The sequence below is a fragment of the Rhodococcus rhodochrous genome, assembly GCF_900187265.1.
GTDB classification, from domain to species: Bacteria; Actinomycetota; Actinomycetes; order Mycobacteriales; family Mycobacteriaceae; genus Rhodococcus; species Rhodococcus rhodochrous.
The window spans coordinates 639,644-655,941 of the sequence record NZ_LT906450.1 but is presented as its reverse complement, the minus strand read 5'-3'; the positions used below and the strand labels follow the sequence as shown (position 1 = coordinate 655,941).

At 68.2% G+C, this 16,298-nt stretch carries 15 protein-coding genes; 6 read left to right on the top strand and 9 right to left on the bottom strand.

Features of this window, described 5'->3' with window-relative positions:
- Nucleotides 1-82: 82 nt before the first annotated feature.
- Complete coding sequence (locus CKW34_RS03040; RefSeq protein WP_059382533.1) at nucleotides 83-2,050, top strand: CocE/NonD family hydrolase; 1,968 nt, start codon at nucleotides 83-85, stop codon at nucleotides 2,048-2,050.
- A 10-nt stretch (nucleotides 2,051-2,060) separates the two neighbouring features.
- Here the strand turns inward: CKW34_RS03040 and CKW34_RS03035 are convergent, their stop codons facing one another.
- The 9 genes from CKW34_RS03035 to CKW34_RS02995 all read right to left on the bottom strand — a co-directional run bounded on the left by CKW34_RS03035 (nucleotide 2,061) and on the right by CKW34_RS02995 (nucleotide 10,640).
- Nucleotides 2,061-2,909: a DUF5996 family protein gene (locus tag CKW34_RS03035; RefSeq protein WP_229580020.1), complete on the bottom strand. Its 849-nt coding sequence runs from the start codon at nucleotides 2,907-2,909 to the stop codon at nucleotides 2,061-2,063.
- A gap of 111 nt (nucleotides 2,910-3,020) precedes the next feature.
- Entirely contained in the window at nucleotides 3,021-3,794 is a 774-nt protein-coding gene (locus CKW34_RS03030) for a crotonase/enoyl-CoA hydratase family protein (RefSeq protein WP_059382535.1), read from the bottom strand.
- 16 nt (nucleotides 3,795-3,810) lie between these two features.
- On the bottom strand, nucleotides 3,811-3,993 hold the full coding sequence (locus CKW34_RS03025; RefSeq protein ID WP_174479623.1) for a YbdD/YjiX family protein: 183 nt from the start codon (nucleotides 3,991-3,993) through the stop codon (nucleotides 3,811-3,813).
- Nucleotides 3,990-6,296 (bottom strand): carbon starvation CstA family protein, encoded by a 2,307-nt coding sequence (locus CKW34_RS03020; protein WP_059382536.1) that lies wholly within the window; start codon nucleotides 6,294-6,296, stop codon nucleotides 3,990-3,992. The genes CKW34_RS03025 and CKW34_RS03020 overlap by 4 nt, the downstream gene beginning before the upstream one ends.
- Nucleotides 6,297-6,413: 117 nt before the next feature.
- Nucleotides 6,414-6,683 (bottom strand): DUF2277 domain-containing protein, encoded by a 270-nt coding sequence (locus CKW34_RS03015; protein WP_059382537.1) that lies wholly within the window; start codon nucleotides 6,681-6,683, stop codon nucleotides 6,414-6,416.
- Nucleotides 6,684-6,815: 132 nt separating this feature from the next.
- Nucleotides 6,816-7,964: an acetyl-CoA C-acetyltransferase gene (locus tag CKW34_RS03010; RefSeq protein WP_059382538.1), complete on the bottom strand. Its 1,149-nt coding sequence runs from the start codon at nucleotides 7,962-7,964 to the stop codon at nucleotides 6,816-6,818.
- 9 nt (nucleotides 7,965-7,973) lie between these two features.
- Nucleotides 7,974-8,585, bottom strand: coding sequence for a TetR/AcrR family transcriptional regulator (locus tag CKW34_RS03005; protein WP_026061684.1), 612 nt, complete (start codon nucleotides 8,583-8,585; stop codon nucleotides 7,974-7,976).
- A gap of 34 nt (nucleotides 8,586-8,619) precedes the next feature.
- The gene (locus CKW34_RS03000; RefSeq protein WP_016694718.1) at nucleotides 8,620-9,435 is read right to left on the bottom strand and encodes an SDR family oxidoreductase; all 816 of its coding nucleotides are present in this window, start codon (nucleotides 9,433-9,435) and stop codon (nucleotides 8,620-8,622) included.
- Entirely contained in the window at nucleotides 9,432-10,640 is a 1,209-nt protein-coding gene (locus CKW34_RS02995) for an acyl-CoA dehydrogenase family protein (protein ID WP_059382539.1), read from the bottom strand. The genes CKW34_RS03000 and CKW34_RS02995 overlap by 4 nt, the downstream gene beginning before the upstream one ends.
- Before the next feature lie 44 nt (nucleotides 10,641-10,684).
- On the opposite strand from CKW34_RS02995, the gene CKW34_RS02990 reads away from it, so the two are divergent.
- The 5 genes from CKW34_RS02990 to CKW34_RS02970 are packed head-to-tail and all read left to right on the top strand — an operon-like array spanning nucleotide 10,685 to nucleotide 16,272.
- Nucleotides 10,685-12,232 carry a FadD3 family acyl-CoA ligase gene (locus tag CKW34_RS02990; protein ID WP_059382540.1) on the top strand — a complete coding sequence of 516 codons (1,548 nt, stop codon included), beginning with the start codon at nucleotides 10,685-10,687 and terminating at the stop codon, nucleotides 12,230-12,232.
- Nucleotides 12,229-13,098 (top strand): enoyl-CoA hydratase, encoded by an 870-nt coding sequence (locus CKW34_RS02985; RefSeq protein WP_059382541.1) that lies wholly within the window; start codon nucleotides 12,229-12,231, stop codon nucleotides 13,096-13,098. The genes CKW34_RS02990 and CKW34_RS02985 overlap by 4 nt, the downstream gene beginning before the upstream one ends.
- On the top strand, nucleotides 13,098-14,258 hold the full coding sequence (locus CKW34_RS02980; protein WP_059382542.1) for an acyl-CoA dehydrogenase family protein: 1,161 nt from the start codon (nucleotides 13,098-13,100) through the stop codon (nucleotides 14,256-14,258). Before CKW34_RS02985 ends, CKW34_RS02980 begins: the two co-directional genes overlap by 1 nt.
- The gene (locus tag CKW34_RS02975; protein WP_059382543.1) at nucleotides 14,255-15,226 is read left to right on the top strand and encodes an acyl-CoA dehydrogenase family protein; all 972 of its coding nucleotides are present in this window, start codon (nucleotides 14,255-14,257) and stop codon (nucleotides 15,224-15,226) included. Before CKW34_RS02980 ends, CKW34_RS02975 begins: the two co-directional genes overlap by 4 nt.
- Nucleotides 15,223-16,272, top strand: a complete 1,050-nt coding sequence (locus tag CKW34_RS02970) for an acyl-CoA dehydrogenase family protein (RefSeq protein WP_059382544.1) — start codon at nucleotides 15,223-15,225, stop codon at nucleotides 16,270-16,272. The genes CKW34_RS02975 and CKW34_RS02970 overlap by 4 nt, the downstream gene beginning before the upstream one ends.
- Nucleotides 16,273-16,298: the final 26 nt, after the last annotated feature.

Sequence of the window (16,298 nt, the reverse complement as noted above, 5' to 3'; positions counted from 1 at the left end):
TCGCGTTAACGTGCGCAGAACTGTTTACCGCAGGCATGGGGGCCCGGTGGGATCACGTACGGTCGCATTCGTCGTGGCGGCAATGGCCGCCTGCACGATCACATCCGCAGGACCGGCGACCGCCGATCCCACCGGCGGTGCCTCCGGCGCCTCCTGGCAGAGCCTCGTCGACGCGCCCGACGCCTATCCGAACACGGCCGTCGAGTGGGACGTACCCATCACGCTGAGCGACGGGACGGTGCTCCGCGCCAACGTCTTCCGTCCCGCGCATGCCGACGGAACCCCGATCGACGAACCCACCCCGGTCGTCCTCGGCCTCACGCCCTACACGAAACTGTTGTCGACGCTGGCGTCGGTGGCGATGGAGGACCCGCAGTTCGCCCCGCTCGTGGACGAACTCGGATCCGTCCTGAACTTCGGTGCCCCCTTCGACGGCATCACCGAACTCGCCGCGCCGGCATCACAACTCGGCCGCGCCTTCGGACTCAACCGCGATCTCGTGCAGAACGGGTACACGCAGGTGATCGTCGACGTCCGGGGTACCGGTTTCTCCCACGGACAGTGGGAGGTCCTCGGTCCGCGCGAGCAGCAGGACACCGTCGAGGTCATCGACTGGGCGGCGAAGCAGCCGTGGTCGAACGGACGCGTCGGGACGACCGGCGTCTCCTATTCGGCGATCAACCAGATCCAGGCCGCCGGCCTGCGGCCCGAGGCACTCGACGCTGTCTTCGCCGTCGAACCCGGCAACGACCTGCTGCGCGACATCGTGGGCACCGGCGGCGCCGTGGGTGTGGGCTTCATGCCCGCCTGGCTCGGTCTCGTCAACGGGCTCAAATGGGTTCCCGACATGGAAGCCCTCCTCCAGGGCCGGTTCGACGCACAGTGGTTGCGCGACAGGCTCGCCGACCCCGCCACGAAGATCCCCGAACTCTTCGAGGTCCTCACCGCGCCGAGCGTCGACGGCGTCTCCCCCGATGCCCTCGCGGTCGCGCAGGACGGCCCGTTCTACCAGGAACGGCAGGCCCGACTCGAGTCGATCGAGGTGCCCACCTTCGTCTTCGGCAACTGGCACGACATCTTCGCCGACAGTGAGCCCGACATCTACAACCGGATTCCCGTCGAACCCGGCCGCAAGCAACTGGTGATGGGCGACGGCTACCACGCGATCCTCGGTACCGGATTCGGCACCGAGGGACACCCACCGAACATCACGGCACTCCAGCACGCCTGGTTCGACCGCTGGCTCAAGGACATCGACAACGGCATCGACGAGTACGGTCCCGTCACCCTGCTGCAGCAGGGCGGTGGCTGGGTCACGACCGACGAATTCCCGCGCAGCACCGTCGACCACGAGAAGCTCTTCCTGTCGCCGGCACCGAGCGGCACCGCGTGGCACGCCCTCCACGACGGCACGCTCGCGACGTCGGCACCCGAGACCGCACAACGACTCACCGTCGCCCCGGGATTGCGCGGATTCTGTTCCCGTGAGGCCGCGCAGGGCACCGCCGGCATCGCAGTGCTGTTGGGCGCCGGATGCACGAAGGACGCCCGGTTCAACGAGGCCGAGGGTCTCACCTTCACCAGCGGGCCGGTCACCGAACCGACCGTGCTCTCGGGACCGGTCAACGTGCACCTCGAGACCGTCCTCGACACCACCGACGGATTCTGGTCGGTCTCCGTGAACGACGTGGCTCCGGACGGACGGTCCACCGTGCTCACCACCGGTTCCCTCGTCTCGTCGCTGCGGGCGATCGACGATTCGAAGAGCACGTTCACCGCCGACGGCGACTATGCGCAGGCACATCCGGTGCTGACCCTCGAGTCCCGGCAGCCGATCGTCCCGGGGCAACCGACGGCCCTCGACATCAGCACGCTGCCGACCGAGGCGGTCCTGCAACCGGGGCACCGCATCCGCGTGGACGTCTACGCCGCGAGCGTCCCGCGCTCGCTGCCCCTCGGTCCGATGCTGGTCGAGAGCGGACTGCGGCCACAGCACCTCGAACTGAACCCCGCCTCACCGAGTTTCGTGACACTGCCCGTCGCTCGATAGGAGGGTCGCGTCACCGGGCGTCGGCTCGACGCTCGAGCGTGTCCCGATCCCACGCACCGAGCCGGGCGGCGGCCTCGTAGGTGCTGTGCAGAAACTGCAGCAGTTCGGTGTCGGGATCGGCCGCGGTCCGCACCGCCTCGTAGGGCAGCACGAACTCCCCCAGTTCCGCCGAATAGTGAGCGGCATCCGGTCGCACCGGGGCTTCGCCGAATCCGTCGAGGCCGGGGTAGACGTAGGAATAGAAGGCTCCTTCGTCCCCACCACCCGGCCAGAAGCCACAGCTGCTGAGCTCGTGCGAGTAGGCCTCCGTCATCACCCGGTCGGGGCAGTTCGGGATCCCGCCGGGGTGCGGCGGGGCGGTGCGTCCGGAGAACCGGGTGCACGCGAGGTCCATCGCGCCCCAGAAGAAGTGCACCGGACCGACCTTGCCGAGGAAATCCGCCCGGAACACCTGCAGGACACGCTGGGCCTGCACGAGCTGCCGCCAGAAGAGGTGGGCGGCCTCGGCGTCGTAACTGTCGTGCTCACGGTCCTGAGCGAACGGGATCGCCGGATCCACCTCGTTGGGTGTGCCGTGGATGCGAGTCGCGATACCCAGCTCGTCCAGCGCTCCGAGGGTGCGGGTGTAGAACTCGGCTACGGGCTGTGCGACGAGAGGCACCGAACGACTGCGACCGTCGCTCGCGCGGATGTGCAGCCGGTGCTCGAAGAAGTCGAATTCGATGTCGAAGACGGAGTTCCGGTACGGGATCGACGAGGTGCTCAGCCCTCGCGGCGTGACGTACAGCGTCGTCTGCCACCAGTGGTTGACCATCGGCGCGTGAGCCATCCGGATCTTGCCGACGATCTGCAGCCACATGTGGAGGGTGTCGCGGGTCGCGGTCCATTCCGCCGTGCGCAGCCTCGGCCACGCATCACCGGAGACCGGTTCCGATTCGTTCACAACGCCTCCCTTGTCGAGGGATCGGGATCAGGAGAACGATCCGTGCCGCCCCTCCCCGGACGCGAAGCGGGCGGCCCCGCCGGCCGCATCGCTCTCTAGGGACTGCATGCCGACCGTGAACTCGAATGCGAGCGCGTCGGATTCGGAACGGCCGAACTGCGCGTGGACCGACCACCGGTCGTTGCGCATGCACGTCTGTGGGAAGCCGGCGATCTCCCGCGCCATGTCCTCGGCGACCTCGCGTGTTGTTCCCGGTTCGACCACGCGGTTGGCCAGACCGAAGTCGAGCGCTTCCGCGGCATCGACCGGACGGCCGGTCAGGATCATGTCCATGGCCCGGCTCGCGCCGATGAGGCGGGGCAGCCGAACGGTCCCGCCGTCGATCAGTGGCACACCCCACCTGCGGCAGAAGACACCGAACACCGCATCGGCGGACACCACCCGCAGATCGCACCAGATCGCCAGTTCGAGTCCGCCGGCCACCGCGTAACCCTCCACCGCCGCGATCACCGGCTTCGACAGCGACATGCGTGTCGGCCCCATCGGTCCGTCGCCGTTCTCACCGAGGACGTTCTGTTCCTCGGTCCCGATGGCCTTGAGGTTCGCTCCCGCACAGAAGTTCCCACCGTCGCCGTAGAGGACGGCGACGTCGGCGTCGGGGTCGGTGTCGAAGGCCCGGAACGCGTCGGCGAGTTCGGCGGCCATCGGACCGTCGACGGCGTTCCGGCGCTCGGGACGGGTCATGATCACCGTCGTCACCCGATCGCGTGTCTCGACGCGGATCGATTCGTACTGCGTCATGCCCGTCCTCCCCTGTTCAGCAGCATCGGCTTCCAGGGTTCGCGTCGGCCGCGGCGTGCCGTTCCCGCCAGTAGTCGCGTTCGCTCAACGGCGGTCGATCGGGATGCTTCCGGCGGTGTACTTCGACGTACCGCGCGTAGTCGTGGTCGCCCATGACGGCACCGATCCACCACCACGCACGTCGCAGTGCGGTGATCACGACAGATCCTGGTCCCGATGTTCGACGAACGCGTGCGCGGCGCCCGGTGCACGGACCTTGCCCGACGCGATGAGTTCGTCCCACTCCTTCTGCAGTTCCCGTTCCACCGGGGTCGGCACGAAACCGGCCGGGGCGAAGATCTTCGACGGCACCGCCGGGGTCTCGGTGGTGGGCATGCCTCCGGCACGGATCGATCTGATGCACACCACCACCCCGGCCACGAAGACGATCAACACGAGAACGGCGAACACGATCGACAGTGTGCCCTGGATGAAGGTGTTGCGGATGACGGCGTCTATCTCGTCCGCCGTCTTCGCCGACCCGAAGGTGGTCGCGCCGGAGTTCTTCGCGTCGACGAAGGCGCGGTGCTGCGCCCAGTAACCGACCGCACGGTCGCCGGAGAAGATCTTCTGCCACGACGCCGTCATGGTCACGATCAGATCCCACACCAACGGCACACCGGGGATCCAGGCCCACTTCACCAGGCCCTTCTTCACGACGATGGCGAGCACCACCGTCAGGGCGATCGCCGCGAGCAGCTGGTTGGCGATGCCGAACAACGGGAAGAGGGTGTTGATGCCGCCCAGCGGGTCGGTCACGCCCATCAGCAGGATCCCGCCCCACGCGGCGACCACCACGAACGAGCAGAACCAGGCACCCGGACGCCAGGACGGATCCTTGAACCGCTGTGCGGGTCCGCCGAGGTTGCCGAGCGAATCCGAGAGCATGAACCGGGCGACGCGCGTGCCGGCGTCGACGGTGGTGAGGATGAACAGCGCCTCGAACATGATCGCGAAGTGGTACCAGAACGACTTGAGGCTGTCGCCGCCGAACAGGTCGCTGAGCACCTGAGACATACCGAACGCGAGGGTCGGGGCACCACCGGTGCGGGAGATGATCGATTCCTCCCCCACGCCTTCCGCGGCGGCGGCGATCTGTTCCGGGGTGATGTCCGGTGAGCCGAGACCGAGTCCGTTGACGTAGGCGGCGGCGGTCTCGGGGGTGCCGCCGGTGAGGGCGGCCGGTGCGTTGAGCGTGAAGTACAGGTGCTGGTCGATGATGCATGCGGTGACCAGCGCCATGATCGCGACGAACGACTCGGTGAGCATGCCCCCGTAGCCGATGAGCCGGATCTGCTTCTCCTTCTCGATCAGCTTCGGGGTGGTGCCCGAGGAGATCAGCGCGTGGAATCCCGACAGTGCGCCGCACGCGATGGTGATGAACAGGAACGGGAACAACGATCCGGCGAAGGCCGGGCCGTTGCCCTCGATCGCGAAGGAGGTGACGTCGGGCATCTCCAGGACGGGACGCGCGACGAGGATGCCGATGGCCAGCAGCACGATGGTGCCGACCTTCATGAAGGTCGACAGATAGTCGCGCGGGGCGAGCAGCAGCCACACGGGCAGCACCGACGCGGCGAAACCGTAGGCGATCATCAGCCAGGAGATCGCCACCGGCGACAGGGTGAACCAGTCGGTGCCCCAGTCGGTCTCGGCTACCCATCCGCCCGCAATGATCGCGGTGACCAGCAGGACCACACCGATGAGCGAGACCTCCGCGACCTTGCCGGGACGCAGGTACCGGAGGTAGACGCCCATGAACAGGGCGATGGGGATCGTCATCGCGATGGAGAACAGACCCCAGGGGCTCTCGGCGAGGGCGTTGACGACCACCAGCGCCAGTACCGCGATGAGGATGATCATGATGACGAGGACCGCGATGATCGCGGCGACACCGCCGATGGGCCCGAGTTCCTCCCGGGCCATCTGACCGAGGCTGCGCCCGCGTCGGCGCGACGAGATCCACAGGACGAGGAAGTCCTGGACGGCACCGGCGAAGACGACGCCGACGATGATCCAGATCGTGCCGGGCAGATAACCCATCTGAGCGGCGAGCACCGGGCCGACGAGTGGGCCGGCCCCGGCGATCGCCGCGAAGTGATGGCCGAACAACACCCGACGGTCGGTCGGCATGTAGTCCTTGCCGTTCTCCAGTTCCTCGGCGGGGGTCGCACGGTCGTCGCGTGGCTGGACGATCCTGCGTTCGATGAACTTCGCGTAGAAGCGATACGCGACGAGATAGGTGCAGACGGCGGCGATGACGAACCAGACCGCGTTGATCTCTTCACCGCGGACCAGCGCGATGATCGACCAGGCGACGGCGCCCAGGATCGCGAGTACGAGGAAGACGATCCGTGCGGTCGGTGAGATCGGTGTCCGGTCGACGACACCGACAGGAGGAAGATCGGGATCGGTCCGGAGGTATTCGACCTCGCTGTTCTGTGGCGCCGGGTCCACGGCCATATCGGCTCCTCACCGGGCTCGCCGCGGGTCCGCGGAAGTCGCGACGGGCCTCGAACGTGCTCGATTCTCGACCAGCGTCACGCTACTCGCGCGCGTCGACGAAGGAACCGGAATCGATCAGCCGCGTGCGGCGATCCGCGCCTGCACCTCGGGCCGACGCAGCGGTGGGACCGTCGGCGGTGGTTGCCGCCGCTCGGGAAGGGACGCGAGCAATCTCGTGGTCGTCGCAGTGACCTCGGCGACGGCCTGCTCGAACGGTTCCCGGGTGGCGTCGGAGAGTTTGTGGATCCCGCTGACCTTACGGACGTACTGCCGCGCGGCCGCTTCGATCTCCTCGGCGGTCGCGGCCGGCTCGAGCCCGCGCAGCTCCGTGATGTTCCGGCACATGCTTCGAGGGTAGACGCCGCTCGGGTGCCGAACCATACAGTGCCGAACCGAACATCCGCGCGCCCGCTGTCCATCCGCTACAGCAATTGCTGCAGCGGATGACGAACGGGCGCGCGGATACGGACGAACAGATCAGACGCGTTCGATGATGGTCACGTTGGCCGTGCCGCCACCCTCGCAGATGGTGAGCAGACCGTAGCGGCCACCGGTGCGCTCGAGCTCGTTGAGCAGCGTCGACATGAGCTTGGTGCCGGTCGCGCCGAGCGGGTGGCCGAGGGCGATCGCGCCGCCGTTGACGTTGACCTTCGACGGGTCGGCACCGATCTCCTTGATCCACGCCAGGACGACGGGAGCGAAGGCCTCGTTGATCTCGATGAGGTCGATGTCGTCGATCGTCAGGCCGGCCTTCTCGAGGGCGTACTGGGTGGCGGGGATCGGGGCGGTGAGCATGAAGATCGGGTCGTCGCCGCGGGCGCTGAGGTGGTGGATGCGCGCGCGGGGCTTCAGGCCGTACTTCTTCACGGCCTCGTCGGAGGCGAGCAACACCGCGGACGCGCCGTCGGAGATCTGGCTGGCGACGGCAGCGGTGAGACGACCGCCCTCGACGAGCGGCTGCAGCGACGCCATCTTCTCGAGGCTGGTCTCGCGCGGGCCCTCGTCGACGGTGGCGTCACCGAGCGGGACGATCTCGTTGTCGAAGCGGCCCTCGGCGATCGCGGCCTTGGCGCGCTCGTGACTCTGCAACGCCCACTTCTCGAGTTCCTCGCGGCTGATGTCCCACTTCTCGGCGATCATCTCGGCGCCCTTGAACTGCGAGACCTCTTCGTCGCCGTAACGCTCGGTCCAGCCCTTCGACCCGCCGAAGGGGGTGTCGAAGCCGTACTGCTGTCCGACGATCATGGCCGCGGAGATCGGGATCTGCGTCATGTTCTGCACGCCACCGGCGACGATGAGGTCGGCGGTGTTGCTGAGGATCGCCTGGGCGCCGAAGTGCAGGGCCTGCTGGCTCGACCCGCACTGACGGTCGACGGTCACGCCGGGCACGTGCTGCGGGTAACCGGCGGCGAGCCACGCGGTGCGGGCGATGTTGCCGGCCTGGCCACCGATGGCGTCGACGCAACCGAACACCACGTCGTCGACGTCGGCGGGATCGATGCCCGTGCGGTCGACGAGCGCCTTGATCACATGCGCGCCCAGGTCGGCCGGGTGCACGTCCGCGAGCCCACCCTTCTTCTTGCCGATGGGGGTACGCACCGCGTCGACGATGTAGGCCTCGGTCATGATGTCTCCTTAGGAAGAATTCTGGTTCGATAGTCCGTCGAGAACGATGGAAAGGTATTGCTGGGCAACCTGATCGATGCTGAGGGAGCCTCCGGGCCGGTACCAGCGCACGGCCACCCACACGGTGTCGCGCAGGAACCGGAAGACGAGTTCGACGTCGACGTCGGGCCGGAACGAACCGTCGGCGACGCCGCGTTCGATCACGCCCACCCACAGGTCGCGGAACTCGATGTTGAGTTCACCGATGTAGGCGAAACGGTCGCCCTCGAGATGCTTGGCCTCACCCTGGTAGATCGCCACCGCGGCATGCGACCGGTCGATCGCCTCGTAGGAGGTGGTGACGAGCGCCGCGAGGGTCTCGCGGGAGGGCAGACCCGACGCGACGATCTTGCGGTACCGGTCGAACAGGTCGTCGAGGAAGGCGCGCAGGATCTCGTCCACCATCGACTCCTTGGAATCGAAGTGGTGGTAGAGGCTGCCGGAGAGGATTCCCGCCGCGTCGGCGATGTCGCGCACGGTCGTGGCCCGCACACCGCGCGACGCGAACAGGTCGGCGGCGATGTCGAGCAGTTCCGCGCGGCGTCCGGACTTGCTGGAGGTGTCGTCGCGTGAGGGAGTCATGACGGACATCCTTTCAAGCCGACCGAGGGTGGGTTCATGCGCGCTGGGAGGAGACCGACACGACCTCGCCGGTCAGATAGGTCGTGTAGTCGCTGGCGAGCATCGCGATCGTCGCCGCGACCTCCCAGACCTCCGCGGCGCGACCGTAGGCCTCACCGGCGGCGAGGTTGTCGAGCAGTTCCTCGCTGGTGACCTTCGCGAGGAAGGGATGCCGGGCGATGGACGGGGCGACGGCGTTGATGCGCACGCCGTATTCGGCGGCCTCGATCGCGGAGCAGCGGGTCAGGGCCATGACGCCGGCCTTCGCAGCCGCGTAGTGCGCCTGCGAGTGCTGCGCGCGCCAGCCGAGGACCGACGCGTTGTTGACGAGCACTCCGTTGTGGTCGACCGAACGGAAGTAGCGCAGCGCGGCGCGGGTCGCGCGGAAGGTGCTGGTGAGGGTGATGTCGAGGACGCGATCCCATTCCTCGTCGGTCATCTCGACTACGGGCGTCTCCCCGCCGAGTCCGGCGTTGTTGACGAGCACGTCGATACGTCCGAGCTGATCGGCGGCGCCGGTGATGAGGGCGTCGACCTGTTCGGTGGACGACACGTCGCACACGATCGTCGCGACCTGCTGTTCGGGGAACTCGGCCGCGAGCTTCTCCGCTGACTCGCCGAGCCGGCGCTCGTGGAAGTCGGAGACGAGCACGTCGGCGCCCTCGAGCAGCGCGCGACGCGCGGTGGCGAATCCGATGCCGGTGCCGGCGGCGGCGGTGACCACGACCTTCTTGTCGCGGAGCAGGCCGTGGCCGGGGGTCTCGACCGGCGGGGTCGCGAGCGGGGATACGGGGCGGGGTGAAGCGGTCACGGACGTGCCTCCCGGGGAAGGCCGAGCACGCGCTCGGCGATGATGTTGCGCTGGATCTCGTTGGATCCGCCGTAGATGGTGTCGGCGCGGGTGAACAGGAACAGCCGCTGCCACTCTGCGAGCTCGAGATGCTCGGGATCGGTGATCTCGGAGGGATTTCCGGCATGGTCGTGATCGGGGCCGACGAGCGACGACGCACCCTGCACGTCCATGGCGAGCTGACCCAGGTCGCGATGCCAATTGGCCCACAACAGCTTCGCGACCGAGGCCTGACCCGGGTCGGCGTCGCCGAGGGTACGCAGGGCGTGGGCGCGCATGACCCGCAGTCCGATCCGCGCGCGGGCGATGCGTTCGCGGAGGTGTGGATCGTCGATCGCACCGTTGCTCTCGGCGACGGAGACGATGCCGTCGAGTTCGCGGGCGAAGCCGATCTGCTGCCCGAGGGTGGAGACGCCGCGTTCGAAGGTCAGCAGACCCATCGCGACCTTCCATCCGTCGCCGGGGGCACCGACGACGAGGTCGGCATCGGTGACGGCGTCGTCGAAGAAGACCTCGTTGAACTCGGAGGTGCCGGTGAGCTGCTGGATGGGCCGCACCGTGACGCCGGGCTGGTCGAGGGGCACGAGCAGGAAGCTCAGGCCGTGATGACGGCTCGAACCGGGTTCGGTCCGCGCGACGACGAAGGCCCACTGTGCGACGTGTGCGAGCGACGTCCAGACCTTCTGGCCGTTGATCACCCACTTGTCGCCCTCGAGGCGGGCGGTGGTGGAGACGTTGGCGAGGTCGGAGCCGGCGCCCGGTTCCGAGTAGCCCTGCGCCCACAGTTCGGTGACGTTGCGGATCCCGGGCAGGAAGCGCTGCTTCTGCTCCTCGGTTCCGAAGGCGATGAGGGTGGGGCCGAGCAGTTCCTCCCCGAGGTGGTTGACGCGTGCGGGCGCGTTCGCCTTCGCGTACTCCTCGTGGAAGATCACCCGCTGATCCATGCTCGCACCGCGACCGCCGTACTCGGTGGGCCAGCCGATGCAGGTCCATCCGGCCGCGGCCAGATGCCGGTCCCACGCGAGTCGCTGTTCGAAGAACTCGTGTTCGCTTCCGGGTCCGCCCTTGCCCCTGAGCTCGGCGAATTCGCCGGTCAGGTTGTCTTCGAGCCACTGCCGAACGGTGGCTGCGAACTCCGCATTTTCCTGGCTCTCGCTCTCGTGCACATCCGTACGATAACCTACCAAGCAATTGCTAGGTAGGGAGCTCTGTGAACACACGACCGAGAACCACTCCGGCCGCACTCGTACGTGCCGCCGACACCTGGCCGGACCTGCTCGCGATCGCCGACGGCGACACCCGGCTGACCTTCGCACAACTGCGCGACCACGTCCGCGACTTCGCCGCGGCGCTCGTCGCCCGCGGCGTCGAACGCGGTGCGCGCGTCGTCATCTGGTCGCCCAACACGTTCCACTGGGTGATCGCGGCCCTGGGCACGCACTGGGCCGGCGGTGTCGTCGTGCCCCTCAACACCCGCTACACCGGAAGCGAGGCCGCCGACGTCGTCGAGCGCGTCCGTCCCGAGGCCCTCGTCGTGGTCGGCGAGTTCCTCGGGACCGACCGGTGCACCGAACTGAGCAAGGCCGCGCCGGAGCTGTCGATCCCGACGACCGTGCGGGTCCCGCTGGGCGGGAACGACGCGCCGACCGACGGGGTCGTCGAGTGGGCGGACTTCCTGTCCTCCGCCACCGATGCCGCCCGCACCGAAGCCGACGCGCGCGCCGCGGCCGTGACCCCCGACGACGTCTCCGACATCCTGTTCACCTCGGGCACGACCGGCCGCAGCAAGGGCGTGCTCAGCGCCCACCGTCAGTGCATCGGTGTCGCGCAGGCGTGGGGTGAGTGCGCCGAACTGACGACCGACGACAACTACCTGATCATCAACCCGTTCTTCCACAGTTTCGGGTACAAGGCCGGTTTCGTCGCCGCACTGCTCGAGGGCTCCACCGTCATCCCCCTCGCGACCTTCGACGTGGAGAAGGTCATGGCGATGGTCGCGGCCGAGCGCATCAGCGTGCTCCCGGGCGCCCCGACGATCTACCAGTCCATCCTCGACCACCCGCGTCGCGGTGAGTACGACCTGAGCAACCTGCGCATCGCCGTCACCGGCGCCGCACCCGTGCCCGTCTCCCTCGTCGAGCGCATGCAGAACGAACTGAGCTTCGACGCGGTGCTCACCGCCTACGGCCAGACCGAGGCGGTCGTCGCGACGATGTGCCGCACCGACGACGATCCCGTCACCGTCTCCACCTCGTCCGGACGCGCCACCGCCGAGTTCGAGGTGCGCATCGGAGACAAGGGCGAGATCCTGCTGCGCGGCCCGAACGTCATGCTCGGTTATCTCGACGATCCCGAGGCCACCGCCAAGACCGTCGACGAGGACGGCTGGCTGCACACCGGCGACGTCGGAACCCTCGACGAGCGCGGCTATCTCGACATCACCGACCGCCTCAAGGACATGTACATCAGCGGCGGATTCAACGTCTATCCGGCGGAGGTCGAAGCGGCACTGCTGCGCCTGCCGGGAGTCCACGAGGTCGCGGTGATCGGTGTCCCCGACGAGCGTATGGGTGAGGTCGGCCGGGCGTTCGTGGTCCCGCTGGACGGACATCCGCTCACCGAGGACGACGTGATCGCGTATGCCCGAGAGAAACTCGCCAACTTCAAAGCGCCGCGATCGGTTCGGTTCGTCGATGCGCTGCCCCGAAACCCGTCCGGCAAGGTACTGAAGAACGTTCTGCGTGAGGAGAAGTCATGACCGTCCCGTTCGAGCCCGATGTCGTCACCTACGAGGTGCGCGACGGCGTCGCGATCGTCACTCTCAACCGACCCGATTACCGCAACGCCCAGAACTCGGTCATGACCTACGCGCTCGACGCCGCCTTCGAGAAGGCCGTCGAGGACGACGAGGTCAAGGTGATCGTGCTGGCCGGCAACGGCAAGCACTTCTCCGCCGGCCACGATCTGGGTACCCCGGGCCGCGACCACCACGTCCACTACGACAACAAGGCCGTGATGTGGTGGGACCACGTCGACAAGCCCGGCGGCGACCAGCGCTACGCCCGGGAGATGGAGGTCTACCTGGGGATGTGCCGCCGCTGGCGCGAGATCCCCAAGCCCACCATCGCCTCGGTGCAGGGCGCCTGCATCGCCGGTGGCCTCATGCTTGCGTGGGTGTGCGACCTGATCGTCGCGTCCGAGGATGCCTTCTTCTCCGATCCCGTGGTGCGCATGGGCATCCCGGGTGTCGAGTACTTCGCGCACCCGTGGATCCTCGGAACCCGCTTCGCGAAGGAGATCCTCTACACCGGTGACCGTTTCAGCGCCCAGCGCGCCTACGAGGTGGGCATGGTCAGCCGCGTCGTGCCGCGTGAGGAACTCGAGAACGAGACCCTCGCCCTCGCCGCCCGCATCGCGGAGATGCCGCGCTTCGGTCTCGCGCTCACCAAGCGCGCCGTCAACCAGTGCGAGGACCAGATGGGCATGCGCAACGGCATGGACTCGGTCTTCGGCCTGCACCACTTCGCACACGCGCACAACGCCGAGGTCGGAGCCGACTCGCTCGGCGGCATGAACGCCAAGTCGATGGCCGCGAGCGCCCGTCCGGTGGAAGGGGCGAAGTAGTGGATCTGCAGCTCGACGACACCACCCTCGCGTTCCGCGACGAGGTGCGCGCCTTCCTCTCCGAGAACGTCCCGAAGACGCCGCTGAAGTCGATGGACATGGCCGAGGGCTTCGAAGAACACCGGCAGTGGGAACGCACCCTCGCCGATGCACGCCTGTCGGTCGTCTCCTGGCCCGAGGAACTCGGCGGCCGCGACGCGACCCTCGAGCAGTGGGTCGTGTTCGAGGAGGAGTACTACCGCGCCGGCGCGCCCGGCCGGGTGAGCCAGAACGGCATCTTCCTGCTCGCCCCCACCCTGTTCGAGCACGCCCACCCCGAGCAGCTCGCCCGCATCATGCCCCGTATGGCCCGGGCCGACGACATCTGGGCCCAGGCCTGGTCCGAACCCGAGTCCGGCTCCGACCTGGCGTCGCTGCGCTCGACCGCCACGAAGGTCGACGGTGGCTGGCTGCTCAACGGGCAGAAGACGTGGAGCTCGCGGGCGTCCTACGCCGACATGGGCTTCGGCCTGTTCCGTTCCGATCCGGAGGCCCAGCGGCACAAGGGCATCACCTACTTCATGTTCAACCTGCGGGCCGAGGGCGTCACCGTGCGACCGATCCCGCAGCTCGACGGGGAACCCGGTTTCGCGGAGATCTTCCTCGAGGACGTCTTCGTCCCCGACGACCCGGAGCGTCCCGGCGAATCCGGTGTGATCGGCGCGGTGAACGAGGGATGGCGGGTCGCGATGAGCACCGCCTCCAACGAGCGCGGTCTCTCGCTGCGCGCACCGGGCCGGTTCCTCGCAGCCACCGACCGGCTGCTGCGCGCCTACCGCGGGTCCGACCTCCACGGCGACACCGCGCTGCGCAACCGCGTCGCCGACGCATGGATCGGTGCCCGCGCGTACGAGTTGTCGACCTGGGCGACCGTCACGCGCCTGACCGCCGGTGGGCAACTCGGCGCCGAATCGTCGATCAACAAGGTGTTCTGGTCCGAGTGGGACATCGCCGCGCACGAGACGGCGCTCGACCTGCAGGGCGCCGAAGCCGAGCTCGTCGACGGCTGGACCGACGGCTATCTGTTCTCGCTGTCGGGCCCGATCTACGCCGGTACCAACGAAATCCAGAAGAACGTCATCGCCGAGCGGTTGCTCGGCCTTCCGAGGGGTGATCGATGAGATTCGCACTCGACGAGTCCCATGAGGACTTCGCGTCCAGTATCGACGCCCTGCTCACCAAGTCGGACATGCCGCAGGTGATCCGTGCGTGGAACAGCGGCGACACGGCACCGGGTCTGCAGGTGTGGGAGCGACTGGCCGAGACCGGCGTCAACGGTCTGCTCGTCGCCGAGGAGCACGACGGCCTCGGGGCCGACGCGGTCGACCTCGTCGTCGCCGTCGAACAGCTCGGCCGCCATGCCGTGCCCGGACCGGTGGTCGAAACCGTGGCGGTGGCACCGGTTCTGCTCGCCGCCGTGGCACCCGAGCGTCTCGGCCCTCTTGCCGCGGGCTCGCTCGCCACCGTCGCGATGCTCCCCCACACCCCGTACGCGGTCGACGCACACGTCGCCGACCTCGCACTGCACGTCGCCGGCGGCACCGTCTCGGTGGGCACCGCAGGTGAGACGCGTGAGTCGGTCGACCGCTCGCGGACGCTCGCCTCGCTCACCCCGGGTGAGTCGCTCGGATCCGCCGATACCGCTGCAGCTTTCGACATCGGTGTCCTCGCTTCGGCCGCTCAGCTCCAGGGCCTGGGCCGGACTCTGCTCGACACCACCGTCGAGTACGCGCAGCAGCGCAAGCAGTTCGGTCGCGCGATCGGCTCCTTCCAGGCCGTCAAGCACCACCTGGCCGAGGTGGCGGTCGCGCTGGAAATGGCGCGTCCGCTGCTGCACGGCGCGGCTATCGCCGTCCGCGACGGACTGCCCACCGCGTCCCGGGACGTCTCGGCCGCGAAGGTCGCGTGCGGCGACGCCGCCTACCTCGCCGCACGCACGGCCCTGCAGGTGCACGGCGCCATCGGCTACACCCAGGAATACGATCTGTCGCTGTGGATCACGAAGGTCCGTGCGCTCGTCACCGCGTGGGGCACCCCCGACGAGCACCGGGCCCGCGTGGTCGCGGCACTCGAGAGCGAGGCGTCGTGACGTTCGAGACGGAAGAGCGCGCCGCACTGAGGGACTCGGTGCGCACCCTGCTCGCCAAGCATTCCGATTCGGCTGCCGTCCGGCGCGCGATCACCACCGACAGTGGGTACGACGACGAGCTGTGGACGATGCTCGTCGAACAGGTCGGGGTCGCGGCCCTCGCCGTTCCGGAGGAGTACGACGGTGTGGGCGCCTCGTGGGTCGAGACCCACGTGGTGCTCGAGGAACTCGGCCGCACGCTCACGCCGTCGCCGTTCCTGGGGTCGGCGGTACTCGCGGCGCAGACCGTGCTGCTGTCCGGTGATGCCGACGCGGCGGCACGTCTGCTCCCCGGCATCGCGGCCGGTGAAGTCGTCGCGGTGTGCTGGGCGTCGGCCGCCGGCTGGCAGCGTCCCGGCGTGAGCGTCGAGGGCGACGTGCTGACCGGAACCGCGCACTACGTGCTCGGCGGCGATATCGCGTCCACTCTGCTGGTGCTCGCTGCCGACGGCGACACGGTCGGCCTGTTCGAGGTCGATCCGGACACCGACGGAGTGTCGCGGCGCCGCGTGCCCACGATGGATCCGACGCGTTCCATGGCCGAGGTGTCGTTCTCGGCGGTGACCGGCCGTCGCCTGTCGTCGTCCGACGATCTCGTCGAGCGGTTGCGGGCGTCCGCGGCGATCGCCCTGTCGGCCGAGCAGGTGGGCGCCGCGCAGGCCGTGCTCGATCTGATCGTCGACTACGCGAAGAACCGCAAGCAGTTCGGTCGCGTGATCGGATCGTTCCAGGCGCTCAAGCACCGTATGGCCGACATGTACGCGCTCGTGGAGACGGCGCGATCGATGTCGTATGCGGCTGCGTTGTCGCAGGATCTACAGGACGCGTACGCCGCGAAGATCTACTGTTCGGAGGCCTTCCAGCAGGTCGCGTCGGAGGCCGTGCAGCTGCACGGCGGGATCGCGATCACCTGGGAGCACGACGCGCAGTTGTTCTTCAAGCGGGCACACGGCAGCGCCCAGTTGTTCGGGCAACCGCGCGAATACCTGAGCGCAATATCCGCCTGAGCAATATCGTCGGCGGCGATCCTGCG

What these genes read in the sequence shown, in the direction of transcription:
- CKW34_RS03040 (WP_059382533.1), top strand. Translation starts at nt 83, where the DNA reads ATGGCCGCCTGCACGATCACATCCGCAGGACCGGCGACCGCCGATCCC.
- CKW34_RS03035 (WP_229580020.1), bottom strand. Translation starts at nt 2,909, where the DNA reads ATGTGGCTGCAGATCGTCGGCAAGATCCGGATGGCTCACGCGCCGATG.
- CKW34_RS03030 (WP_059382535.1), bottom strand. Translation starts at nt 3,794, where the DNA reads ATGACGCAGTACGAATCGATCCGCGTCGAGACACGCGATCGGGTGACG.
- CKW34_RS03020 (WP_059382536.1), bottom strand. Translation starts at nt 6,296, where the DNA reads ATGGCCGTGGACCCGGCGCCACAGAACAGCGAGGTCGAATACCTCCGG.
- CKW34_RS03015 (WP_059382537.1), bottom strand. Translation starts at nt 6,683, where the DNA reads ATGTGCCGGAACATCACGGAGCTGCGCGGGCTCGAGCCGGCCGCGACC.
- CKW34_RS03010 (WP_059382538.1), bottom strand. Translation starts at nt 7,964, where the DNA reads ATGACCGAGGCCTACATCGTCGACGCGGTGCGTACCCCCATCGGCAAG.
- CKW34_RS03005 (WP_026061684.1), bottom strand. Translation starts at nt 8,585, where the DNA reads ATGACTCCCTCACGCGACGACACCTCCAGCAAGTCCGGACGCCGCGCG.
- CKW34_RS02985 (WP_059382541.1), top strand. Translation starts at nt 12,229, where the DNA reads ATGACCGTCCCGTTCGAGCCCGATGTCGTCACCTACGAGGTGCGCGAC.
- CKW34_RS02975 (WP_059382543.1), top strand. Translation starts at nt 14,255, where the DNA reads ATGAGATTCGCACTCGACGAGTCCCATGAGGACTTCGCGTCCAGTATC.